The sequence below is a fragment of the Pseudomonas sp. S8 genome (assembly GCF_050473925.1).
In the GTDB taxonomy this organism is placed as follows: domain Bacteria; phylum Pseudomonadota; class Gammaproteobacteria; order Pseudomonadales; family Pseudomonadaceae; genus Aquipseudomonas; species Aquipseudomonas parakoreensis.
On sequence record NZ_JBFDVZ010000016.1, the window covers coordinates 1,705,488 to 1,729,811 of the forward strand.

The 24,324-nt window shown below is 61.9% G+C and carries 19 protein-coding genes; 10 read left to right on the forward strand and 9 right to left on the reverse strand.

Annotated elements, in window-relative coordinates:
* Window positions 1-421: 421 nt before the first annotated feature.
* The 7 genes from AB1J88_RS08835 (at window position 422) to AB1J88_RS08865 (ending at window position 7,908) form a co-directional block, all read left to right on the forward strand.
* The gene (locus AB1J88_RS08835; RefSeq protein WP_430290837.1) at window positions 422-775 is read left to right on the forward strand and encodes a hypothetical protein; all 354 of its coding nucleotides are present in this window, start codon (window positions 422-424) and stop codon (window positions 773-775) included.
* A gap of 290 nt (window positions 776-1,065) precedes the next feature.
* Window positions 1,066-2,025: an AAA family ATPase gene (locus tag AB1J88_RS08840; RefSeq protein ID WP_003218556.1), complete on the forward strand. Its 960-nt coding sequence runs from the start codon at window positions 1,066-1,068 to the stop codon at window positions 2,023-2,025.
* A gap of 5 nt (window positions 2,026-2,030) precedes the next feature.
* Window positions 2,031-2,975, forward strand: coding sequence for a DUF58 domain-containing protein (locus AB1J88_RS08845; RefSeq protein ID WP_430290840.1), 945 nt, complete (start codon window positions 2,031-2,033; stop codon window positions 2,973-2,975).
* Window positions 2,972-3,469 (forward strand): DUF4381 domain-containing protein, encoded by a 498-nt coding sequence (locus AB1J88_RS08850; protein WP_222014882.1) that lies wholly within the window; start codon window positions 2,972-2,974, stop codon window positions 3,467-3,469. The genes AB1J88_RS08845 and AB1J88_RS08850 overlap by 4 nt, the downstream gene beginning before the upstream one ends.
* On the forward strand, window positions 3,462-4,541 hold the full coding sequence (locus tag AB1J88_RS08855) for a vWA domain-containing protein (protein ID WP_222014891.1): 1,080 nt from the start codon (window positions 3,462-3,464) through the stop codon (window positions 4,539-4,541). Before AB1J88_RS08850 ends, AB1J88_RS08855 begins: the two co-directional genes overlap by 8 nt.
* Window positions 4,538-6,274 (forward strand): tetratricopeptide repeat protein, encoded by a 1,737-nt coding sequence (locus AB1J88_RS08860; RefSeq protein WP_430290842.1) that lies wholly within the window; start codon window positions 4,538-4,540, stop codon window positions 6,272-6,274. The genes AB1J88_RS08855 and AB1J88_RS08860 overlap by 4 nt, the downstream gene beginning before the upstream one ends.
* Entirely contained in the window at window positions 6,271-7,908 is a 1,638-nt protein-coding gene (locus AB1J88_RS08865; RefSeq protein WP_430290844.1) for a BatD family protein, read from the forward strand. The genes AB1J88_RS08860 and AB1J88_RS08865 overlap by 4 nt, the downstream gene beginning before the upstream one ends.
* An 86-nt stretch (window positions 7,909-7,994) precedes the next feature.
* Here the strand turns inward: AB1J88_RS08865 and AB1J88_RS08870 are convergent, their stop codons facing one another.
* Window positions 7,995-11,618: an RCC1 domain-containing protein gene (locus AB1J88_RS08870; RefSeq protein ID WP_430290846.1), complete on the reverse strand. Its 3,624-nt coding sequence runs from the start codon at window positions 11,616-11,618 to the stop codon at window positions 7,995-7,997.
* 241 nt (window positions 11,619-11,859) lie between these two features.
* Between AB1J88_RS08870 and AB1J88_RS08875 the strand changes: the two genes are divergently transcribed.
* From AB1J88_RS08875 to AB1J88_RS08885, 3 genes are read left to right on the forward strand one after another with little or no spacing between them, the layout of a single operon-like run.
* A complete protein-coding gene (locus AB1J88_RS08875) occupies window positions 11,860-13,104 on the forward strand; it encodes an exonuclease SbcCD subunit D C-terminal domain-containing protein (RefSeq protein ID WP_430290847.1) in 1,245 nt (414 codons plus the stop codon).
* Window positions 13,101-16,742, forward strand: a complete 3,642-nt coding sequence (locus AB1J88_RS08880) for an AAA family ATPase (RefSeq protein WP_430290848.1) — start codon at window positions 13,101-13,103, stop codon at window positions 16,740-16,742. The genes AB1J88_RS08875 and AB1J88_RS08880 overlap by 4 nt, the downstream gene beginning before the upstream one ends.
* Window positions 16,739-17,323, forward strand: coding sequence for a glutathione S-transferase (locus AB1J88_RS08885; protein WP_430290849.1), 585 nt, complete (start codon window positions 16,739-16,741; stop codon window positions 17,321-17,323). The genes AB1J88_RS08880 and AB1J88_RS08885 overlap by 4 nt, the downstream gene beginning before the upstream one ends.
* Window positions 17,324-17,483: 160 nt before the next feature.
* On the opposite strand, the gene AB1J88_RS08890 is transcribed toward AB1J88_RS08885, so the two are convergent.
* The 8 genes from AB1J88_RS08890 to AB1J88_RS08925 form a co-directional block, all read right to left on the reverse strand.
* Window positions 17,484-17,741: a hypothetical protein gene (locus AB1J88_RS08890; protein WP_430290850.1), complete on the reverse strand. Its 258-nt coding sequence runs from the start codon at window positions 17,739-17,741 to the stop codon at window positions 17,484-17,486.
* Window positions 17,738-17,947 carry a hypothetical protein gene (locus AB1J88_RS08895; protein WP_430290851.1) on the reverse strand — a complete coding sequence of 70 codons (210 nt, stop codon included), beginning with the start codon at window positions 17,945-17,947 and terminating at the stop codon, window positions 17,738-17,740. The genes AB1J88_RS08890 and AB1J88_RS08895 overlap by 4 nt, the downstream gene beginning before the upstream one ends.
* A gap of 288 nt (window positions 17,948-18,235) precedes the next feature.
* On the reverse strand, window positions 18,236-18,415 hold the full coding sequence (locus AB1J88_RS08900; protein WP_041062495.1) for a hypothetical protein: 180 nt from the start codon (window positions 18,413-18,415) through the stop codon (window positions 18,236-18,238).
* Between the two features lie 157 nt (window positions 18,416-18,572).
* Window positions 18,573-19,748, reverse strand: coding sequence for a lactonase family protein (locus tag AB1J88_RS08905; RefSeq protein ID WP_430290852.1), 1,176 nt, complete (start codon window positions 19,746-19,748; stop codon window positions 18,573-18,575).
* Complete coding sequence (locus AB1J88_RS08910) at window positions 19,748-20,047, reverse strand: DUF5629 family protein (protein WP_430290853.1); 300 nt, start codon at window positions 20,045-20,047, stop codon at window positions 19,748-19,750. The genes AB1J88_RS08905 and AB1J88_RS08910 overlap by 1 nt, the downstream gene beginning before the upstream one ends.
* A 166-nt stretch (window positions 20,048-20,213) precedes the next feature.
* Window positions 20,214-21,794, reverse strand: coding sequence for an aldehyde dehydrogenase (NADP(+)) (locus AB1J88_RS08915; protein WP_430290854.1), 1,581 nt, complete (start codon window positions 21,792-21,794; stop codon window positions 20,214-20,216).
* Window positions 21,795-21,803: 9 nt separating this feature from the next.
* Window positions 21,804-22,796: an AraD1 family protein gene (gene araD1 / locus AB1J88_RS08920; RefSeq protein ID WP_430290855.1), complete on the reverse strand. Its 993-nt coding sequence runs from the start codon at window positions 22,794-22,796 to the stop codon at window positions 21,804-21,806.
* Window positions 22,797-22,954: 158 nt separating this feature from the next.
* Complete coding sequence (locus AB1J88_RS08925; RefSeq protein ID WP_430290856.1) at window positions 22,955-24,277, reverse strand: MFS transporter; 1,323 nt, start codon at window positions 24,275-24,277, stop codon at window positions 22,955-22,957.
* Window positions 24,278-24,324 lie beyond the last annotated feature (47 nt).

Sequence of the window (24,324 nt, forward strand, 5' to 3'; positions counted from 1 at the left end):
ATTCTCGGGCAGAGGAAACAGGGGGACAGGTGGGTGAAGCTGGACGAGACACTCAGGTCACATTCACCTTCCATTGAATGGGCATCTGCAAAAACGACTGTCGAGGCTGCCGACAATGTCTTTACGGGTGCTCATCCGTTGCGCAGCTTAATGGGTGCGACAATGTGTCTGCTTGCGGTGCTGCGACATATTCGGTCATTGGCACGTAAACAAGGGGTTCGGCACCGATAAACACTAGCATTCATGGCGCAAAACGCCGGCCTGAATGCCCGTATTTACGGTACATCTGTGCCAGAAGTGACCATTGACCTGTGTCGCGTTCACGACACATCCTCTGACACTCTCACATGCAGAAATTCCCGAGGACTGGCAGAATCGCTTCCATTAGCGACCGACACGCCCCTTGAGGCAGGAATTGACCATGCAAATGACCACCGCCCTACTCATCGTCAACCCGTGTGACGACGAAGAAGACAACATGGCCATGCTCTGCTGCCATAGCGACAAGGGCGAGATGTTTCTGATGAGCCGTTATCCCGATGAGGATGAGCTGGAAATCACCCTGGATGGCGAGCCTTCGACCCTCGACGGGGTGAAAGTCACCCTGGGCAAGACGCTGCTGAAGATCGAGATCGCGGCGGCGGATGCCGATGCACTGAATGGCGATGATGTGCTGGAGATCACTTTCAACCCGGATATGGTTGATCTGCCTGAAGTTGAAGAAACCCTCAAGAACATTCTGGATGGCACTGGGACCTTCATTAGCGAAATTTGATGTCGTCTGGGCTGCCCTCATCGCTGGCAAGCCAGCTCCCACAGAGAGCGATGTGTTGCATAAATCGCATTCGCACCGCTGATACCTGTGGGAGCTGGCTTGCCAGCGATGGGGCCAGAACTGCCACCTCACCACTCCCCCACTACAAAATTCCAACAAATCCCCCGGTCATTTCCCGCACTTTGCGCAAAATGCCGTTAGTCGCCACCCCCCTCGATGGATTAAAGTAACGCCCCCAGCCCCGGCGTTATCCGAACGCCTGCGGCCACCCTTTCCAGGAACAGTCACCGATGGAACATCGTGAAGCGCTGCTGGCGCTGCGAACCTTTCTTTCAACGCAGATTCTCGGCCAGGAAAAACTCATCGAGCGTTTGCTCATCGCCCTGCTCGCCGACGGCCACATGCTGGTCGAGGGCGCTCCGGGTCTGGCCAAGACCAAAGCGATCAAAGAACTCGCCGAGGGCATCGAAGCCCAGTTCCATCGCATCCAGTTCACCCCGGACCTGCTGCCGGCCGACATCACCGGCACCGAGATCTATCGCCCGGAAACCGGCAGTTTCGTGTTCCAGCAAGGCCCGATCTTCCACAACCTGGTGCTGGCGGACGAAATCAACCGGGCCCCGGCCAAGGTGCAATCGGCGCTGCTCGAAGCCATGGCCGAACGTCAAGTCAGCGTCGGGCGCAGCACTTACGAGCTGTCGCCGCTGTTTCTGGTGATGGCCACGCAAAACCCGATCGAGCAGGAAGGCACCTACCCGCTGCCGGAAGCCCAGCTCGACCGCTTCCTGATGCACGTCAAAATCGGTTTCCCGGACGCCGCCGTCGAACGCCGGATCCTGCAGCAGGCCCGTGGCGAAGCGCTCAACGGCGAAACCAAGCCTGAACGCCGGGTCAGCCAACAAGCGATCTTCGCCGCGCGCAAGGAAATCCTCGGTCTGTACATGGCGGACGCCGTAGAGGAATACCTGGTGCAACTGGTCATGGCCACGCGCACCCCGGCCAAGTTCGACCCGGAGATGGCCGAGTGGATCGCCTACGGCGCCAGCCCGCGCGGCTCTATTGCCCTCGACCGTTGCGCCCGGGCTCACGCCTGGCTGGCGGGTCGCGATTTCGTCAGCCCCGAAGACATTCAGGCGGTGCTGTTCGACGTGTTGCGTCACCGCATCATTCTGTCGTTTGAAGCCGAAGCCGCCGGCATCGATCAGGATCGGGTGGTGCAGCGGATTCTCGACGTCGTAGCCGTCGCTTGACCCCCATGAACGTCCCCCTGCCGTCCGAACCGGGCATCCGCATCAGCCTCACCGACCTGATCGAGATGCGTCACCGTGTGCGCGAAGTGCAGCTGTTTTCCACGCCAAGTCAGCGCAGCCCGCTGATCGGCCTGCATCACTCGAAATTTCGCGGACGCGGGGTCGACTTCGATCAGGTGCGGGTGTATCAGGCCGGCGACGACGTGCGCACCATCGACTGGCGCGTGACCGCGCGCACCCAGGAGCCGCACACCAAGCTGTTCCACGAGGAGCGCGAACGACCGATTTTTATCATGGTCGAGCAAAGCACGCGGCTGTTTTTCGGCTCCGGGCTGATGTTCAAGTCGGTGCTGGCGGCGCAAGCGGCGGCGCTGATCGGCTGGGCCGCGCTGGGGCACAATGATCGAGTCGGCGGGCTGGTGTTCGGCGACAACGAGCACTACGAAATCAAACCGCGCCGCAGCAAGCAGAGCCTGCTGCAATTGCTCAACCGTCTGGTCAAGGTCAATCAGTCGCTGCACAGCGAACGCGAGCCGGACCGCGACGCCCTCGGCGTGGCTTTGCGCCGGGCGCGTGAAGTGTTGCGCCCGGGCAGTCTGGTGATCGTCATCTGTGACGAGCGCGCGCTGTCCGACAGCGCCGAGCAGCAACTGAGCCTGCTGGCGCGGCATTGCGATCTGTTGCTGTTGCCGCTGTCCGATCCACTGGACCACGCCCTGCCCGCCGCCGGGCTGTTGCGGTTCGCGGAAAGAGGTGCACAACTGGAACTCGACACCCTCAATTTCGAGCTGCGCCAGACCTATCGCGCCCAAGCCGAAGCCCGTATCGCCCGCTGGGAATTGCTCGCGCAAAAGCTGCGGGTGCTGCTGATGCCGTTGAGCACGCAAAGCGAAATGGTCGAGCAGATGCGCGAGTTCCTCAATCCGCAGCGCCCGGGGAGCAGTCGATGAACGGCCTCGAGCAACTGCAACCGCTGATTTCCCCGCCACCGATCGACTTTTGGCCGCCAGCACCGGGCTGGTGGCTGCTGCTGTTATTGCTGCCGCTGCTGGGCTTCGCCGTGTGGCGTTTGCGCCGGTTCATTCCGCTCAAGAAACGCCCTATCGTGCGCGCCGAACAGCCGCTCGACCCGGTACGCATCGCCGCGCTGGCCGAACTGGCACAAATGCCCAAACCCTACGATGGTGCACCGGCCGGGGCGTGGCTGCAGCAGCTCAACGGCCTGCTCAAACGACTGTGCCGCAACCACTACCCTTACAGCCAGAGCCACACGCTCAATGGCCGCAAATGGCTGGCATTTCTCGACAACCGTTGCCCGGCGGCCGGTCTGACGCGCTGGATGGTGCTGGTCGAAGGCGCCTACAAACCGGAATGCAAACTTGACGACAAAGCCATCGCCGGCCTGACCCAAGCCGTCGAAACCTGGATTCGCAAGCATGTTTGAGTTCGCCTGGCCGTGGATCTTCGTGCTGCTGCCGCTGCCGTGGCTGATGCGTCTGGTGCTGCCGGTGGCCGACAGTGGCGAGCCGGCGTTGCGCGTCAGTTTTCTCTCGGACCTCGAAGGCCTCGCCCGTCGCCGGGCCCGCGCCAACCTGCCGGCGTGGCGTCAGCAGGCGCCGTTTCTGTTGCTGTGGCTGCTACTGCTGAGCGCCGCGGCGCGCCCGCAATGGCTCGGCGAACCGCTCCCGATTGCCGCCAGCGGCCGTGATCTGCTGGTGGCGGTCGACGTGTCCGGTTCGATGGATTTCCCCGACATGCAGTGGCAGGACGAAGACGTCAGCCGCTTGTCGCTGGTCCAGCATCTGCTAGGGGATTTCCTCGAAAGCCGGGATGGCGACCGCGTCGGTCTGATCCTGTTCGGCAGTCAGGCGTATCTGCAGGCACCGCTGACGTTTGACCGCCACACCGTGCGCGTCTGGCTCGATGAGGCGCGCATCGGCATTGCCGGCAAGAACACCGCCATCGGCGATGCGATCGGTCTGGCGCTGAAGCGCCTGCGCCTGCGTCCGGCGCAAAGCCGAGTGTTGATTCTGGTCACCGACGGTGCCAACAACGGTGGCGAAATCGATCCACTGACCGCAGCAAAACTGGCCGCCAGCGAAGGGGTGAAAATCTACCCGATCGGCATTGGTGCGGACCCGGAAGACAGTGGCAGCACCGGCCTGCTCGGGGTCAATCCGAGCCTGGATCTTGACGAACCGGCGCTCAAGGCGATTGCCGCAGTCACCGGCGGTCAGTACTTCCGCGCCCGCGACGGCAAAGAGCTGCAAGCGATCAGGGACACCCTCGATCAACTCGAACCGGTCACCCAGCAACCGACCCAGGCGCGTCCGGCGCAAGCCTTGTATCACTGGCCGCTGGCGTTGGCCCTGCTGCTGAGCCTGTTGCTGGTCGTCCGCGAATTGTGGCCGGACAACCCGCTGCAACGCCTGTTTACCAAGGAGCTGTATCTGCAAAGTCCGTTGCCTGACTGGCGTGAGCGTCTCAAGCGCCTGCGTTTGCGGAGGCGCCGATGATCGCGCTCTGGCCGCACTGGTTCCGCCCCTGGTGGCTGCTGCTTCTGCCGCTGCTCGGCTGGCTGATCTGGCAACTCTGGCACCGACAGAAACGTGCCGGACGCTGGCAGATGATTCTGCCGCCAGCGTTTCACTCGACGTTGCTCAGCGGTGGCGGTGGACGCGACAGCAAGCTACCGTGGGTTGCCCTCGGCGTGGCGTGGCTGCTGACCCTCGTCGCGCTGCTCGGGCCGAGCTGGGAGCGCGTCGAACAGACCAGCCAGAAACCCGCCGATCCGTTGGTGGTGGTGCTGGAGCTGACCCCGGAAATGCTCGCCACCGACTCGCCGCCAACGCGACTGGAACAGGCCCGGCGCAAGCTGTTCGACCTGTTGCAGGCACGCAGCGATGCGCAGACCGCGATCGTCGTCTACGCCGGCAGCGCGCACACGCTGGTGCCGCTGTCGGATGACCTGGCGACCAGCCACAATCTGCTCGACGCCCTCAAGCCCTCGTTGATGCCGGAAAGCGGCCATCGCGCTGATCTCGGTGTGAGCAAAGCATTGGCCTTGCTCAAGCAAGGCGCTCTGGGCCAGGGACGCATCCTGCTGATCGGCTCCTCGCTGACCGAGGAGGAACGCCAAGGCATCCGCCGTGCCCTCGGCGAGCAATCGGCGCAACTATTGATGCTCGGCATCGGCACCGCTGAAGGCGCGCCCATCGCTCAGGAGGACGGCAGTTTCCTCAAGGATGAACAAGGCGCGATTCGCGTACCGCAACTCGACAGCCCGGGCCTCGGCGCGTTCCTCGCCAGCGTCGGCGGTGAATACCACAGCGCGCGTCTGGACGAGTCCGACTTGCGCGCCCTCGGCCTGCTCGATGGCCCGCGCAGCCTGCGCAACGATGGTCAGACCGTGCGTCTGGACACCTGGGCCGATCAGGGCTACTGGCTGTTGTTGCCGCTGTTGCTGCTCGCCGCGTGTGCCGGACGGCGTGGCTGGTTATTCTGCCTGCCGCTGCTGCTGTGCCTGCCGCAGCCGAGCTACGCTTTCGACTTCGAAGACCTGTGGCTGCGTCCTGACCAGCAGGGCTTGCACTTGCTCAAGCAGAAGCGCCCGGCCGAGGCTGCCGAACACTTTGAAGATCACCAGTGGCAAGGGCTGGCGTTGTATGAGGCCGGCGATTACAGTGGCGCCGCTCAGCGTTTCGCCGAAGGCAGCGACGCCCGCGCCCACTACAATCGAGGCAACGCGCTGGCGAAAAGTGGTGAGCTGGAAGCGGCGATTGATGCCTACGAGCAAGCGCTGGAACTGCAACCGGATTTGCGCCCGGCGCTGACCAACAAGGCCCTGGTGGAAAACCTACTCAAGCAGAAGAACACCCCGCCACCGGCCGAACCACAGCCGCAAACGGCCCAGCCGAACGTGCCCGGCGATGAACCACCGCCAGCGACCGCGCCGCCACCGACGGTCAAAAACGAGACCCCGAGCGAGGCTCAGCCCGGCGAGTCGGCCAGCGAACCGCCGCCGACCACCCCGCCGCAACCGGGCCCCAACGAGGTGCCGGGCATCGACGAGACGGAAGAAACGGACACCGTGCCGACGCTGCGCCCGAGCGAGGACAACCTCGAAGGCGAGCAACGTCAGGCGCTGGAACAATGGCTGGGCAAGATCCCGGACGACCCGGGCGAACTGCTGCGACGCAAATTCTGGTACGAACAGCAACAACATCAGGATCAGGAAAAAACTCGATGACCCGCTTCAGCGCCCTCTTGCTACCCCTGCTGCTCTGCACGGCCACCGCTCAGGCGGCCGAGTTGACGGCCAGCGTGGATCGCAGTCGCCTGAACTCCGGCGAGACGGTCGAGCTCACCCTCGAAACCAGCGATGTCACCCAGTTCGGCAAACCCGACCTGACCCCGCTGGAACCGTTGTTCGAGGTGCGCGGCACGCGTCAGGTCAACCAGTTGAACACGCTTAATGGCGACAACCGCGCCACCACGCGCTGGATCATCACCCTGCTGCCGAAAGAGAACGGCAGCGTGGTCATTCCACCGCTGCAACTGGGTGACGTGCAGAGCCAGCCGATCACCGTACAAGTGGTCGAGAGCGACACTCGCGAAGAAAAAAACAACCCGAACCCGGTGTTCATCGAGGTCAGCCTCGATCAGTCCAGCGTTTACGTGCAAGCCCAGGCGATCCTGACCCTGCGCATCTACCATTCAGTGTCGCTGTACGACGACAGCAGCCTGACCCCGCTGCAAATCGCCGATGCGCGTATCGAACAGCTGGGCGACATGCGGACCTATGAGAAAGACATCAACGGCGTGCGCCATGGCGTGATCGAGATGCGCTATGCGATCTACCCGCAGCACAGTGGTTTGCTGCTCATCGCCCCGCAGACGTTCAGCGCCACGCTGGTCGACACCCAGCCCAGCCAGGACGCCACCGCGCAAGGACCGAAACCGGGCAAATTGCTGCGGGTCAACTCCGCCGAGATCGCCCTGACGGTCAAACCGAAACCGCTGACCTATCCGGCCGATGCGCCGTGGCTGCCGGCGCGCAGCCTGAGCCTGAGCGAAAGCTGGAACCCGGAGCCTGAGCACATTCAGGTCGGTGACTCGCTGACCCGCAGCCTGACACTGAAAGCCGAAGGCCTGGCCAGCTCGCAGTTGCCGGCCCTGCCCGGCACCGAAGCCAATGGCCTGCGCCGTTACCCGGATCAACCGGTGCTGAGCAACCAGAGCGGCGAGCGCGGCCTGATCGGCAGCCGTGAAGAACGCGAAGCGCTGGTGCCCAGCCGTAGCGGCAGCATCGAACTGCCGACCGTCGACGTGATCTGGTGGAACACCTTCGAAGATCATCTGGAACACACCAGCCTGCCGGCGCGCACCCTGCAGGTGGCGAACAACCCGAGCCTGCAAGTCGACACCCCGGCGGGCACCCTGCAATCGGCCATTGTCGACAGCGACACCCTGTGGTGGTGGAAACTCAGCACGCTGATCCTCGCCTGCACTACCCTGCTCGGCTTCGGCCTGTGGTGGCGTGCACGCTGGCAACCGGCGGTGCATCGCGCCGCCCAGACCGGCCCAAGCCCGCGCACCTTGCTGGACGACATCAAACGGGCGTGCCAGGCGAATGATCCGCAAGCGACGCGGCAGGCACTCGATGCCTGGGCGCGGCAGCAGCCGGAGACACTGGCGGATATGGCGGCGCGGTTTGTGCCGTTGTCCGACGCGCTGGACGGGCTCAATGGCGCGCTGTACAGCGAGACCGGGCAGCATTGGCAAGGCGAGGATTTGTGGCGGGCGATTCGTACCATTCCGGCGGCGGAGCGGGTGCAGGATCCGGTGGGTGACAGCGGGTTGCCGCCGCTCTACCCGAAGTAAAAGCAAAGATCGCAGCCTGCGGCAGCGCCTACAGGGATCACATGTAGGCGCTGCCGCAGGCTGCGATCGTTCAGGCGTTGGCGGTGTTATGAGGTTTGTTGACTTTCTGCCGCTTCAAGCAATCGCGTCTCACGCATTCCCAAACCACGGGACAGCGCTGTAGCTTCGTAGAAGATTTTGCCATTGAGCTGATCGGCGACGGCATCGCTATCTCCTCCGGCGGGGCCACGCCCCCAGGTCACGACGTCGCCGCTGGAGGTTAGCGCGGCGAAGGCATGGGTGTTTCCATAAATGGCGCGGACGTTGACCAGTCTGGCGGCAATGGCATCCGGAATTTCGCCACCTCGATCAGAAAACCCCCAGGCTACAACGGTGCCGTTGGCCCGCAATGCGGCAAACGCAACGCGCCCGCAAACCACCTGTACAACGTCAGTCAGTAATGCAACTGGCGCCGGAATTGCCTGGGCTCCCCAACCCACTATACGTCCGCTGCTCAGCAGTGCGACGAATGATCCATAGTTACCCGTTACCGTGCGGATGTCTGTCAATAAGGCGATCGGCTCAGGAACGTTTGCGCCATACCCGCCGCTCCCCCAGGCAGCAACGCTGCCATTGCTGCGTCGCGCGGTAAAGGCGTATTCGGTTCCGATCAGCTCCACAATGTCTGTCAGTACCCCAATGTTGCCAGGCACCGCCCCCCCATAGGAGGAGGCTCCCCAAGCCACCACTGAACCATTGGAACGCAGGGCTGCGAAGGCATAAGCGTTAGCGACTACATCAACAATGTCAGTCAATACCGCGACGGCCTCAGGCAAATTACCTCCATTGATTTGGTGCCCCCACGCCACGACCGAACCATTGGCCCGTAACGCAGCAAAGGCGTAGAGGTTGCCAATCACTCTGACGACATCTCTCAATGCAGGGATTGGCTGTGGAAGTGTTGCCCCATAACCCAGGCTTCCCCACGCCACCAGACTCCCGTCGCGACGTAACGCAACAAACACATAACCGTTGCCGCTTACCGCTACGATGTCCCGCAAAAGACTGATGGGTTCGGGTATCTCGCCTCCGTCTTCTTTACGCCCCCAAGCCACCACCCCCCCACTGGCCTGACGCGCCGCAAACGCATAACCGCAAGCACTCAGCGATAGGGCATCAGAAATGGCCGGTAACGAATCCCCCAAATCTCCACCACGACCAGGCTTGCCCCAAGCCACCAGGGCACCACGTTCAGTCCGTGCCGCAAAGGCTGCGTTGTTTGCTTCGGGGCCGGAATTAAAATTCCCGTTCCCACACAAATTCAGCGGATTGATCGTCACTTGATCATCACTGATCCGCACATGCAGCAGTCGGTCCGGGCGGGTGTCACGAAACGTCATACCACTGACCTCGCCCTCCTCGCCGTTATAACGCCACCAGGCCTTGACCGGCTGCCGGTCGGTTGCATCCAGCGCGGTCAGCCACGCAGTCCCGCCGCCATAAATCTGATAATTGCCCCGCGAGCGCGCGCCCATTACCAGCAAGCGGCCTGTCCCCAGCGAAGCACGCACGTCATAAACCGCCACGCGCGAGTACTGTTGACCACCGGCCTGACGCAGCACGGTGCAATCCAGCGAGATCTCCTGCCCGACGTTGGCCAACACCACCGACTGCGGCACGCTGATCAGTTTGTCGCGTCCCGCTTCTCCGCTTTCCACGCGAAATGGCACCATCGCCGTGCCCTCTCCGGCAATGCCGATCCAGCGGATCTCGCCGCGGTCGCCAACCTTCAGGCCATACGTCGCGGCAAGGCGCACGGTGGCACCCACCGCAGGTACCGCGCTCGCATCGATCTGGTCGCCGCGTGCGCCATCGATTGAGGGCGGATCGAAATCCAGCAGGGCATTGCCGACCCGCAGGGTCAGCGGAAAGGAGTAACCCAGGGTCTTGCCGTTGCGCACGATAAAGTAGTCGATGACGATCCGCCGATTGAGGTTGTTGGTCACAAACTGTTTAGGCACGGTGAACGGCACCTCCTTGCCGGCGGTTTGCGATGTCAGGTGCAGCGAGCCGCTGGTACTGCCGCTGGTGGCCGAGCCGCGCCAGCGATAATTCACCACGTCTTCGGGCAGCGTCTGCAGATACGGCACAATCAATTTACAGCCCAGCGGCGGTACGGCTTCCGGATCGATCAACGACGTGCCAGGCACTGCCTCTTCCACACGCGGCGTCACGAAAAGCGGTTGCACCTCGCCCACCTGCATCTCGAACGGCAACGACTCGCGCACGTTGAGTGTCGCCTCGTCATCATTGGCGACGGAATAGAACACCGAGACCTTCAACCCGTCGAAACGCTGGATCACCACATTCGAGACGTTGCGCAAAACCGGCTCGTCATCCGGCACATCACCAACCGGGCGCGGATCTTCGTAATAGACGATGCCGCCGCCGGGACGCGTGGCCTGCCAGATCAGCGTCAACAGGTCACTGGCGGCACGCCCCGCAAACCAAGGAATGCGCACGGTTGCCCAGCGTTCGTCCGGGTTCAGCGTACCGGCAGGGGCTTCGTCCACCGTTGGAGACGGCAGTCGGAAGATCTCCCCCGTCACCGAGATACCGACGGTCTTGGACGGTCGATCAGCCTCGCCCGCTCGCTTGAGGATGTAGGAGACACTGGCCCGGCCTTTGGCAATGGCCCGTACCTTGTCGTTCGGGACGGTGAAAGACAGCGCAAGACCGACTCGCGTCACCGTCAGCTCTACCGGGCCATGGTTGATCGGTGCGCCCTGGGCGTTGGTTCCCAGCCAAGTCAATGCGACGACATCCTGTTCCTGGAAGTTGCCGGCGGGGGTATTGACCAGAACGTTCACATCGTCCTCGTTCAATTCGTCGAGGTCGATTTCGTCAGTCTGCGGATCGGCCTCCAGCACGATAGGTGCATCGAGGCGATTTTCTTTCAGATCAACCACGACGCGGGTTTCCGCCGACCACGGTGAACGCAGATCGGGATAATTGCCGCACTCATCGATCACCTGGTACGTCACGATCGTCCTGGCGTTGTCGCCCGCCTTCTCGATTTGTGACTTATCGATGGTCGCGACCAGCGGGTTATTGTCAGGGTCGTCAATATGTTTTTGCTCGACAAAGACGGCTTTCTCTTCGCTGCCCCATGCCACTTTTACACGGTCGTTGATGCGCATGAAGAGGTACGGCAGGATCGTGATTGGTACACCCGCCGCGGCCTCCTCGGGGCCGACGCCGTTGTCGATGATGCTCTGGGGAATTTGGTAACGCAGGTTCTGGTTACCGGGCGTCGACTGGTCGTCATCGAAACCGCCGGGGCGATCCAGTTTGACGAAGAACCTCTCCGGCGGAGTTGACTCAGGCACCTGAGTCCACCGGGTCACGCGATAAAAAACCGGATAGGCCTCCCCCCTGCGAATATGCCCCTCATCGATCGTCCCTTTGATGAATTCGTTTACATCTTCCGGCTCCATTTTTTTGCTCCAGACCGGCGTCTGCAGGTCGCCCCAGAACACCTCAAGCAGATCACCCACCTTCATTGCCAGCCAGGGAGGCACCAGAAACTCGACGCCTCCCTCCACAGCGGCCACCGGCAACCCACCGTCATAGCCCTGCACGGGAGTCCTGAGCTTGGTGATGTTTATGGGCTTGAGTGCGCTCACGCCTGGATCAGAAGACGTAGAGGCCGATGGTAATTGCGTTTTCATGCAAGCAGCTCCTCAGATGACAGAAAGCCCCGGCCTGACGCCTTGGCGACTGCGATATCCCATCACCCGCTGCCGTCTGTCGCTACTGTCAGATCTGACAGTAGCGACAGACGGCAGCGGCAACGGCCTCTTGATCTTGCAAGCCTTTGGGCAAGCCCGCCCGTTTGCCAGTAAACTCCCCCCTCTTTGCCGCCCATCATTTCCCCCGCGGCCATCACCTCTTTCTGTAGCGGAGTCCACCTTGCGTCTGTTTCACACCTCCGACTGGCACCTTGGGCAAAACCTGCATGGCCAGGAGCGCGATTTCGAGCATGCGTGCTTTCTCGAATGGCTGCTGCGCCAACTGCAACTGGCACAGCCGGATGTGCTGCTGATTGCCGGGGACATCTTTGACACGGTCAACCCGCCGGTCAAAGCCCAGGAACGCCTCTACGATTTCATCGTCAGCGCTCACGAGCAGCAACCGTTGCTGACCATCGTGATGATCGCCGGCAACCACGATTCCGGCTCGCGCATCGAGCTGCCAGCGCCGTTGATGCGCCGTTTGCGCACCCATGCGCTGGGGCGGGTGTTGTGGCTGGATGACGGTCAGCTCGACGCCGAACGTCTGCTGCTGCCACTGCCCGATGCCCAAGGCGAGATCGCCGCGTGGTGTCTGGCGCTGCCGTTCCTGCGTCCAGCCGAGGTGACCGGTGCGCATCTGGGCGACGACTACCTGCGCGGTATCGGTCAGGTGCATGAGTGGCTGATCGAAGCGGCGAATGCCAAGCGCCAGCCGGGTCAGGCACTGGTCGCCATCAGCCACGCGCACATGGCCGGCGGCTCGGTCTCGGAAGACTCGGAGCGCAGCCTGATCATCGGTAACGCCGAGGCGCTGCCCGCCAGCCTGTTCGGGCCGAGCATCAGCTACGTTGCCCTCGGCCATTTGCACAAGCCGCAGAAGGTCAACGGTGAAGAACGCATTCGCTACAGCGGCTCGCCGATTCCGCTGTCGTTTTCAGAGATCGGCTATCAACACCAGATTCTCGACATCACCCTCGACGGCGAAACCCTGGTCAGCGTCGAGCCGAAACTGATCCCGCGCTCGGTCAACCTGCAACGCATCGGCCCGGCGCCGCTGGCGGAGATTCTGCTGCAACTGTCTGACCTGCCGAATATCGATCTGCTCGCTGAAACCCAGCGTCAGCCATGGCTGGAAGTGCGCGTCACCCTCGACGAGCCGCAGCCGGATCTGCGCCATCAGGTGGAAAACGCCTTGCAAGGCAAAGCCGTGCGCCTGGTGCGGATCGCCGCCGAGTACGCCGGCAACCGAGGCGCTGAGGGCAGCGACGACGCCAGCGCGCTGGTCGAGCTGGATCAACTCACTCCGCAGGAGCTGTTCAGTCGCGCCTGGCTCGACAACTATGGCAACGAGGTCGATGAGCAGACCCTCAAGGACTTCGCCGAACTGCTGCAGGACGTACAGATGGAGGGCGAGCAGCCATGAAGATTCTCGCCATTCGCTTGAAGAACCTCGCCTCGCTGGCCGGGCCGTTCGAGATTGATTTCACCGCCGAACCGCTGGCCAGTGCCGGCCTGTTCGCGATCACCGGGCCGACCGGCGCCGGTAAAAGTACCTTGCTCGACGCCTTGTGCCTGGCGCTGTTTGGCGCCGTGCCACGGCTTAACAACACCGGTCGTGACGCCAAGGTGCCGGATGCCGACGGCGAAATCGCCACCGGCGACCCGCGTACCTTGCTGCGCCGTGGTACCGGTGAAGGTTACGCGGAAGTGGATTTTGTCGGCGTCGATGGCCGGCGTTATCGCGCGCGCTGGGAAGCCAACCGCGCCCGGGAAAAGGCCGGCGGCAAGTTGCAGGCCAGTCGCCAGAGCCTGCGCGACATCGATCAGGATCAACTGCTCGCCAGCCAGAAAGGCGAATACAAGACCCAACTCGAAGCTGCGCTGGGCCTGAACTTCGAACAATTCACCCGTGCCGTGCTGCTGGCCCAGAGCGAGTTCAGCGCGTTTCTCAAGGCCGACGACAACGACCGCAGCGAACTGCTGGAGAAACTCACCGACACCGCGCTCTACACTCGCCTCGGCCGCCGCGCGTTCGACAAGACCAAAGAGGCCCGCGAAGCGCACAAGCTGTTGCAGGATCAGGCCACCGGCGTGACTCCGCTGACGCCCGAAGCGCGGGCCGAGCTGGACGAACGCTTCAACGCCGCCCAGCAACAGTTGAAGTTGCAGCAGGCCCAGCTCAAGCAACTGGAACAACAGCACAGCTGGCTCAAGGATTTGCGTCAATTGCAGGACGCGCAACAATCGGCCGCCGAACAACTGCAGAGTGCACAGCAGCAGTGGGAAGGTCTGGCTGGCGAGCGCCTGAAGCTGACGCGCCTGGAGCAACTCGCGCCGCAACGCCACCAGTTCGCGCGCAAGACTGAACTCGATGCGCAACTGACGCCGCTGGTGGCACAGATTGCCGCGCATACCCGGCAACACGGCGAGCTCAACGAGCGCCAGACGCAACTGGAACAGGCGCTCAATGCGGCAAACATCGCCCTGAGCGAAGCGCAGCAGCGGCACAGCGAAAGTGCCTTGCTGCTGCGTCAGGCCTTCGACGAGCAAAGCACCCTCGCCCGCCTCGCCAAGGAAACAGCCCTTAGCGCCGAAACCCGGCAAGCCGCCGAGCTGGCCTGCAGCGAAGGCCAGCGCGCAATTCAGGCCTTGCAGACGAAACAGGTAGAAGTCGCTGAACGCCTGCAGAAAATCGCCGCCGGGCTGGAGCAGAGTGCGGGTCTGGCGCCGCTCAGCGATGCATGGAATGCCTACCGCGATCGCCTGCAACAGCTGATGCTGATCGGCAATCGCCTGAACAAGGGCCAGGCCGAACTGGCGTCCCTCGAACAGAACGCGGCGCTCAGCGCCGAGACGCTGGCCGCGCAAAAACAACAACTGGAAGTGCTGTTCAAGGAGGCCGGCGCCGAGCCGGATGCCGTCGCCGAACAGATCGGCATCCTTGGCAATCTGCTGCAGGACAATCGCAAACAACTGCGCGCTATCGAAGACCTGACGCGGCTCTGGGCCAGTCAGCAGGAGCTGGAAAAACGCAGCGCCGAGGTGCAACAGCGCCTGCTCGTTGCACAGCAGGAACGCGAGCGCCTGACCCAGGACGGGGTGAAAACCAAGGCCGAACTGACTGTCGCTGAGCAAACCCTCAATGTCACCCGTGAACTGCTCGAACGCCAGCGTCTGGCCCGCAGCGCCAGTGTCGAAGAGCTGCGCGCGCAGTTGCAGGACGACCAGCCCTGCCCGGTCTGCGGCAGCCACGAGCATCCGTATCATCAGCCGGAAGCGCTGCTGCAAAGCCTCGGCCGGCACGATGAATCCGAGCAGGCCAGCGCGCAGCACGCGGTGGATCAGCTCAAGGAAAAACTCACCGAGTTGCGCGCTGAAGTCGGTGGCGTGATCGCCCGGCAGAAAGAGCTGCTGCAACAGCAGGAACAATTGAGCGCCCAGCTGCAGGCACTGGCGCCGAGTCTGGAGGCGCATCCGCTGGCGCCTCAGTTGCTCAATCAGGACGCCGACAAGCGCGACGCCTGGCTGCCCCGGCAAAACGAGCAACTGAACCAGAGCATCACTCAGGACGAACAACGCCAGAGCGCCCTGCTCACCCTGCAACAGGACGCGGCGCGCCTGACCCAGCAACTGCGCAATGCCGAAACCGCACATCAGCAAGCGGCGCAGCACCTGAGCAACCAACAACGCGAACTGAGCAGCGACCGTCAGCGCCTCGACGAAGAGCTCAGCGCGTTCGCAAGCCTGCTGCCAGCCGACACCCTCGAAGCCCTGCGCGTTGAACCGGCGGCAACCTTCATGCAACTGGATCGGCAGATTGCCGAGCGTCTGGGGCAGGTTGAGCAGCAGAATGAAGAGTTGGCCGAACAGCAACAACGCCAGCAAACGCTGGAGAAAGAACAGGACCGCCAACACAGTCGCGTACAACAGCTGCAAAGCGCCGAGCAGCAGTTCAGCGCCCTGGCCGAGCAGCAACAGGCTAGTCAGGAAAAACTCGCGCGCCTGCTGGGCGAACACAGCAGCGCCGAGCACTGGCAGCAGCAGCTGGAACAGGCCGTGGAACAGGCGCGCAACGCCGAAACCAGCACCGCTGCGGAACTGCAGAGCGTGCGTACGCAACTTGTGCAAATTGGCGCCGAACTCAAGGCACAACAAGAACGCTTACAGGCACTGCAAAGCGAAGACAGCGAACTGACGCAGAAGATTGCCGACTGGCGCGCACGCCATCCTGAACTGGATGACGGCGGCCTCGAAGACCTGTTGCGCGTCGATGACACACAGCTCAGCGAACTGCGCCAGCGCTTGCAGCACAACGAAAAAGCCGTCGAACAGGCCAAGGTGCTGCTGCAAGAGCGCGATCAGCGCCTGGCCGATCATCAGGCGCAGCACAACGGCAATCTCGATGCCGAGCAACTCGCCAGCGCCCTCGCCCAGCTGCAGAACCAGTTCAACCTCAGCGAGCAACAGTGTGCCGAACTGCGCGCCGAACAAGCCGAAGATCAGCGCCGCCAGAACGCCAATCAGGCATTGGCGCAGCAGATCGCCGAGGCTTACGCCGAGTACCAGCGCTGGGCGCGCCTGAACGCGTTGATCGGCTCAGCCACCGGCGACACCTTCCGCAAGATCGCCCAGGCCTACAACCTCGACCTGCTGGTGCATCATGCCAACGTGCAGTTGCGCCAACTGGTCAAACGCTATCGCCTCAAACGTGGCGGCAGCATGCTCGGCCTGCTGGTGCTGGACACCGAGATGGGCGACGAATTGCGCTCGGTCCATTCGCTGTCCGGCGGCGAGACCTTTCTGGTGTCGCTGGCTCTGGCACTGGGGCTGGCCTCGATGGCGTCGAGCACGCTGAAAATCGAATCGCTGTTCATCGACGAAGGCTTCGGCAGCCTCGATCCGGAATCCCTGCAACTGGCCATGGATGCCCTCGACGGCTTGCAAGCGCAGGGGCGCAAGGTCGCGGTGATTTCCCACGTGCAGGAAATGCACGAGCGGATTCCGGTGCAGATTCAGGTACAGCGCCAGGGCAACGGCTTGAGCACGCTGGAGGTGAAATGAACACGCTGTATTCTTTCCGCCGCTGCCCCTACGCGATGCGCGCGCGAATGGCCCTGCGCTATTCGGGGGTACCGGTGGAGATCGTCGAAGTCAGCCTCAAGGCCAAACCGGCCGAGATGCTCGCGATCTCACCCAAAGGCACGGTGCCGGTGCTGGAGGCCGATGGCCGGGTGATCGATGAGAGCCTGGAGATCATGCGCTGGGCGTTGGCGCAGCACGATCCGGATGATTGGCTGCTCGATGGCGATTCACGGATTGCCGGGTTGATCGAGGCCAATGATCAGGGGTTCAAGGTGCATTTGAACCGCTATAAATACGCCGAACGCTATCCGGAGCAGCCGATGGAGGTTTATCGGGCTGAGGGCGCGGTGTTTTTACAGCGGCTGGAAGAGTTGCTGGCTGATCGCGATTACTTGCTGACCGAGCATCCCAGCCTGGCGGATATCGCCCTGCTGCCGTTCGTTCGGCAGTTTGCGCATGTGGATCGCGAGTGGTTTGCGCAGACGCCCTATGTTCGCTTGCAGGCGTGGCTACAGCGCTTCCTCGAATCCAACCTCTTCACCTCCATCATGAAGAAATAACCCCAGGGAATCCCTGTGGCGAGGGGATTTATCCCCGATGGGCGGCGAAGCTGCCCTGAAATCAGACACCTTGGTGTATCAAAATAATCTGGTTTGCCGGGTCTGGGGCTGCTTCGCGACCCATCGGGGATAAATCCCCTCACCACAATGATCGGGTTGTCTAAGCCAGTACGTTGCACATGCCCAGTGCCATGCAATCCACTTCAAACGGCCCAAGAAAATCGACCTCAGCCTTGATCGGCGGATTACCGGCCAGCAACCCCTGCGAGTTGGCCCGTTCGATATTGTGCGCAATGCTGTGATTGGCCTCTATGGCCCGGGCCAGCGCACCGACCGAGCCTTGACCAAAACCGAGTAACGCCGCGCCATTGGTCATCAATGCCAGACCGGCGATGACCCAGAGTCTGTAGCCTTTCATGCGCCGCTCACTCCTGTGATTTCAGCACGATCAACCAGCACGTCTGCGCGGTGTTCGAACTGGATGCCGGGGTGTGCGACTTCGATCGGTGCGTCGAAGCTGTGTTGGGTTTGCGCAGCGATGCTGACGAACAGCACCAGGGCCAGGTAAAGACCGATGGCCAGGTAGGCGCCGCGCTTGGCTGAGGTGATGATTGAACTGGCCATCATGTGCTCCGTGGGCATGTTTCAGTGCCGTCAGGATCAATCAAAAAAGCCGTGGTAACCACTCAGGGTTTGCCATAGTAAACATCAGCTTCGTTGATTATTTAGGCCTTCTATCTCAGCGTTGGAGAAAACCTATCGAGCGGAGATTTTTTGATCACGCATACGTGTAGGAGCTGCCGAAGGCTGCGATCTTTTGATCTTAAACGTCAAAAGATCGCAGCCTTCGGCAGCTCCTACAGGGGTGCGATATGCGTCCGAAGATCTCCGTTTTGGAGACAGCTGCAGAGTTCAGTGTTGGGCTTTGTGATCCAGTGCGGCGTAGAAGTTGGCGCTCTGTTGCAGGTATTTCTGGGTGTAGCTCTGGGTGTGGGATTTTTTGCTGGCGATTTCAACGTTGGCACTGGCTGGCAATGCAACGGTGGCGGAGATGGCGGAAGCGGCGATGACGGAGAAGAGATTGAAGTTCATGGCGGTAACCCTCGTGTTCGGTTGGCTTGCTTTGCCCGGTTGGGCCGTGAAGCAAACTTAACGCTCGAGGGTTGATCGCTTGAAATGCTTTGTAGCATTACCGGATATCAGCGCGATTAATACAAAGAGACAGGCCCCGTAAACCGGGGCCTGTGGCTCATTGTCGCACGATAAACTTCAGGTCGCTGGGCGCGTCCATCGGCAGTTTCTGCACGGTTTTGCCGAGCAGACCGGTCTTGGCGTCACGCTCGACGACGACAATTTCGTTGCTCTTCTGGTTGGCGATCAGCAGGAATTTGCCACTTGGATCGAGGCTGAATTCGCGCGGGTGATCGCCCTCCACCGAACGTTTTTGCAGCTCCTTGAGCTGGCCGGTTGCCGGATCGATGCTGAAAACCAGTAGCTGATTGGCGGTACCACGGTTGCTGACGTAGAGGAACTTGCCATCGGCCGAGGCATGCAGCGCGGCGGCGGCTTTGTCCGAGGTCGGTTGACCGGCAGCCAGATCGACCAGTTGCGTCTGGGTCAACACGCCGTCGTGATAGTCGAACACTGCGACCTGTGCGCTCATTTCCATGGTCAGCCAGGCATGTTTACCGTCCGCGCTGAACAGCAAGTGACGCGGGCCGCTGCCGGCCGGCAGGCTCACCGAAGCAGTTTTCGCCGGGGTCAACGGCAGCTCTGGGTTGGCTTTCGGGTCGAACTGGTAGATGAAGACCTTGTCCGCCCCCAGATCGTTGGAGAACACGTAGCGGCCATCCGGCGAGGACACCGTCGAGTGCACGTGGTTCGAGGCCTGACGCTCGGGGTTGACCCGGCTCGCCGGGTGCGCGCTCATCTGCACCACCGGTTTGAGTTTGCCATCGGCACTGACCGGCAACACCGCGAGGGTGCCGCCCGGATCTTCGACCACCGAATAGTTGCTGACGAACAGATGGCTGGCATCGCCGCTGAGGCTCGAATGGGTCGGCTCGTTGCCCAGGCTCTGCACTTGATTGATCAGCGTCAGGACGTGGGTCTTGGGATCGATCGAGTAGCTGCTGACGCGGCCGACCGGGTCTTTCTGGCCGGGACCGTTTTCATTGACCACGAACAGCTGCTTCTGGTCTTTGGACAAGGTCAGCCATGACGGGTTTTCGCTCTTCACCACTTGCAGCGGCTTGGCGGCGATCTGGCCTGTGGCGCTGTCGAAATTCATTCGATAGATGCCCTGGCTGGTGCCGGCGGTGTAGGAGCCGACCAGCAATTGATAGCTCTCGGCGCTGGCACTGGACAGGCCCATCGCACCGACGCTGCCAGCCATCAGCAATGGCCAGAATTTACGCATGTTCATTAATTGTCATCCTCGTCGTCGCTGCTGCTGACCACATCACCGAGGCAGACCAGACGGTGTTCGCCGGTGGTCTTGGTGTCGCTGGCGTAGCCAATGATCAGCCAGCTCTGCAGGTCTTCGTCAAACGTTGCTGCCTCAACTTCAGCCGGAGTGAATTCGAAGTGCAGGGATTTTTTGCCATCCATGCATTCGATGTGCAGGTTGTCGTCTTCGTCGAGGGCGAATTCGAAGGCGTGCAGGCCGTCGATTTCGACCATGCCGCAGTGTTCGAGGGCGTTGAGAAGGGTTTGGGCAGTCATGGCAATCAAGTCTTTCAGGGGGGAAACCGGCAATGATAGCTCATTGTTGACGCAGGACCCTGTGGGAGCTGGCTTGCCAGCGATAGCAATTTGTCAGACACATCAATGTTGAATGTGCCGTCCTCATCGCTGGCAAGCCAGCTCCCACAGGGAAATTGGCGGACCGTTACAACGCGTCGCGTGACGGCTTGCCATCCACCAGCCGCTGAATGCGCAACGGGTTGGCGTTTTTCAGCGGTTCCGGCAGCAAGCTATCGGGGTAGTTCTGGAAGCATACCGGGCGCAGGAACCGATCGATCGCCAGCGTCCCCACCGAGGTACCGCGCGCATCGGAAGTCGCCGGATACGGCCCGCCGTGCACCATTGAGTCACACACCTCCACACCCGTTGGATAACCATTGAGCAGGATCCGTCCGACTTTCTGTTCGAGCAGCGGCGTCAGTTCCGGGAAGCGTTCGAAGTCGGCCTGTTCGCCGATCATCGTCGCCGTCAGTTGGCCGTGCAGCCCCTGCAGCGCCGCGCTGAGCTCGGCCTTGTCCGCCACTTCGACGATCACCGTGGTCGGGCCGAACACTTCTTCCTGCAGCACTTCATCGCCGTTGATCAACAGGCTGACATCGGCCTTGAACAGTTGTGGCTGCGCCTGATTGCCCTGTTGCGGATTACCCGCCAGATGCTCGATGCCGGAATGTGCCAGTAACTTTTGCAGACCTTTGCCGTAACTGCCAAGGGTGCCGGCGTTGAGCATGGTTTGCGCCGGTTGGTCGCCAATCAGCCCGGCGACTTGCTGGACGAAGGCGCTGAACTGCGGCGAGCGAATCCCAATGACCAAACCCGGGTTGGTACAGAACTGACCGCAGCCCTGCACCACCGAAGCGGTCAGGTCGCGGGCGATGGTTTCCGAGCGCTCAGCCAAGGCTTGCGGCAGAACGATCACCGGGTTGATGCTCGACATTTCGGCGAACACCGGGATCGGTTGCGGCCGTGCCGCGGCCATGTCGCACAGTGCGCGACCGCCCTTCAGCGAACCGGTGAACCCGACCGCCTGAATCGCCGGATGCTTGACCAGCCATTCGCCAACACCAGCGCCGTAAATCATGTTGAACACGCCTGCCGGCATCGCGGTTTTTTCCGCCGCGCGAATCAGGGCCTGGGCCACACGTTCAGCGGTTGCCATGTGACCTGAATGCGCCTTGAACACCACCGGGCAACCGGCGGCCAGCGCGGCAGCGGTATCGCCGCCCGCAGTGGAAAACGCCAACGGAAAGTTGCTCGCGCCAAACACCGCCACCGGGCCGAGGCCAATGCGGTATTGGCGCAGATCCGGGCGTGGCAACGGCTGGCGATCGGGCAACGGCAAATCGATTCGCGCACCGTAGAAATCACCGCGCCGCAGGACTTTGGCAAACAGGCGCATCTGCCCGCTGGTGCGCCCGCGCTCGCCCTGAATGCGTCCGGCGGGCAGCGCGGTTTCACGGCAGACCAGCGCGACGAAATCATCACCCAGCGCATCCAGTTCGTCGGCAATCGCGTCGAGAAATTGCGCGCGGCGTTCGGCGCTGAGGCTGCGATAGGCCGGGTACGCTGCGGCGGCGGCTTTGGCGGCGGCATCGACTTCGGCTTCAGTCGCTTGAATGAATGCGTACGGCAGGTGTTCGCCGGTGGTTGCGTCGACGCTGTGCAGTGTCACGTCGCCCGCTGCGCTGCGCTGTCCGCCAATGAAGTTGTGGCCAAGAATCTGAGTCATGGGAGCTCCTTAAAGGGTGCCGATGCTGTCCGGTTGAAAAGCCGCTGCTGCCGGGGCGATGCCGTTGACCAGCGGTGCGCCGAATTCGGCCTGGCTGATTTCAAACTGGTCGCCGGGTTGGGTGCGAACGCCATCGGCGAACGACAGGGTCGCAGTGCCGAAGAAGTGAATGTGCACGTCGCCCGGACGCAGAAACTGGCGATATTTGAAGTGGTGGTATTCGAGGTTGGCGAGGCTGTGACACATGTTGGCCTCGCCGCTGAGGAATTCGTTCTGCCACAGCACTTCGCCGTTACGCAGGATGCGGCTGGTGCCAGCCAGATGCTGCGGCAATTCACCGGTGCGCAGTTCCGGGCCGTAGCTGCAACTGCGCAGTTTCGAGTGGGCCAGGTACAGGTAATTCTTGCGCTCCATGACGTGATCGGAGAACTCGTTACCCACGGCGAAACCGAGGCGATACGGTTTGCCGTCGTGGCCAATGACGTAAAGGCCGGCCATCTCCGGTTCCTCGCCGGCGTCTTCGGCGAACGGCGGCAGCGGGAAGGCTTCGCCCGGACGCACGACGATGCTGCCGTCGCCCTTGTAGAACCATTCCGGCTGCACGCCCGCCTGCCCCGCCGCTGGTTTACCGCCCTCCACGCCCCATTTGAAGATGCGCATGGTGTCGGTCATTTGCGCTTCGTCGCCGGCCTGCTGGTGCATCTTGTCCCGCGCCGAGGCGCTGCCCAAATGCGTGAGGCCGGTACCGCTGACCAGCAAGTGCGCCGGGTCCGGGTGATCCAGCGGCGGCAGGATGCGCCGGTCTTTGAGCAACTGCGCATAGTCATGACTGATGCCCAGGCCGTGGGTTTGTACTTGCTGCTCCAGAGTGCCGCCGGCCTCAATCGCGGCCAGCGCGAGATCGCGTACGCTGCGGGCGTCCTGCACTTCGCGGATCAGACCGTTGTCGACCACACCGACGCGGCGCTCGCCGTTGATCAATTCGAATTGAACCAGATGCATAAATTTCTCCTGTAAACAAAACTTCGAAACACTGCAAAACCCTGTGGGAGCTGGCTTGCCAGCGATAGCAATCTGTCAGATACCGCTATGTTGGATGTGCCGCCGCCATCGCTGGCAAGCCAGCTCCCACAGGGTTTGCGGTGATGGTTCGTTTGATATCAGGTTCGGGTGGCGCTGCGTGCGCTGGCGGCGAATTGCTCGGTTGGCAGGACGTGTTTGCGCTCAAGCACGCGGTAAACCACGCCGGTCAAAATCAAACCGAACACCATCACTGCACTGAGGAAATACAACCCCGAACCCAGATTCCCGGTGTATTCCTTCAGCGCCCCAATCACGAACGGCCCGATGTAGCCGCCGAGGTTGCCCACCGAGTTGATCAAGGCGATCCCCGCCGCCGCACTCGCGCCGGCAAAGAACCGTCCGGGCAAGGTCCAGAACACCGCCGTGCAGGAAAACAGCGCGAACGCCACCAGACACAACGCCGCCAGTTGCGCCACCGGCAGGGTCAGCCAGGCGCTGAAAAACAGGCCCAGTGCACCCAGCACATAAAGCACCGCGAGATGACCGTAGCGATCGTTCATGCGGTCGGAGCTGCGTGGCACGATCAGCAGACCGACGATGCCGAAGATGTAGGGCACCGACGAGACGAAACCGGTCACCAGATCGCTGCCGCCAAACTGTTTGATCAGCGTCGGCAGCCACAGGCCAAGGCCATAAATGCTCAGGGTCACCGGCAGGTAAAACAGCGCCAGCAGCAACACGCGTTTGTCCTTGAGTGCATGCAGCGGGTTGCCGTGACGGGTCTGTCCGTATTCCTGCAAGTCCTTTTTCAGCTCGCCGGTCAGCCAGTCTTTCTCGGCCTGATCCATCCACTTCACGTTTTGCGGGCCATCGGGTAGCCAGCGCAGTACCGGCCAGGTCAGCAGGATCGCCGGGGTGCCGATGACGATGAACAGCCACTGCCAGCCGTGCAGACCGAGGATGCCGTCCATACCGAGCAAACCACCGGACACCGGGCCGGTGACCATCATCGCGATCGGTTGGGAGAGGATGAACAGGCCGAGGATCTTGCCGCGATGGCGCACCGGGAACCATTGGGTGATGTAGTACAGAACACCGGGAAAGAACCCCGCCTCCGCCGCGCCGAGCAGAAAGCGCATCACGTAGAAACTGTGCGGGCCCTGGACGAACGCCATGCCGATGGTGATCGCGCCCCAGGTGATCATGATCCGCGCGAACCAGCGCCGCGCACCGAAGCGTTCGAGCATCAGGTTGCTGGGAATTTCGAGAAGAAAGTAGCCAATGAAAAACAGCCCGGCACCGAGACCGTAGGCCGCATCACCGATGCCGATGTCAGCGCCCATGTGCAGCTTGGCGAAGCCGACGGCGGAGCGATCCACATAGGCGATCAGGTACAGCAGGATCAGGAAGGGAATCAGTTTCAGCGTGATGCGGCGGATAAGCCGCAATTCCTGGCTCATGGGATCGGTCTCCGATTGTTGTTTTTATAGAACCTCGGGGGACGCCT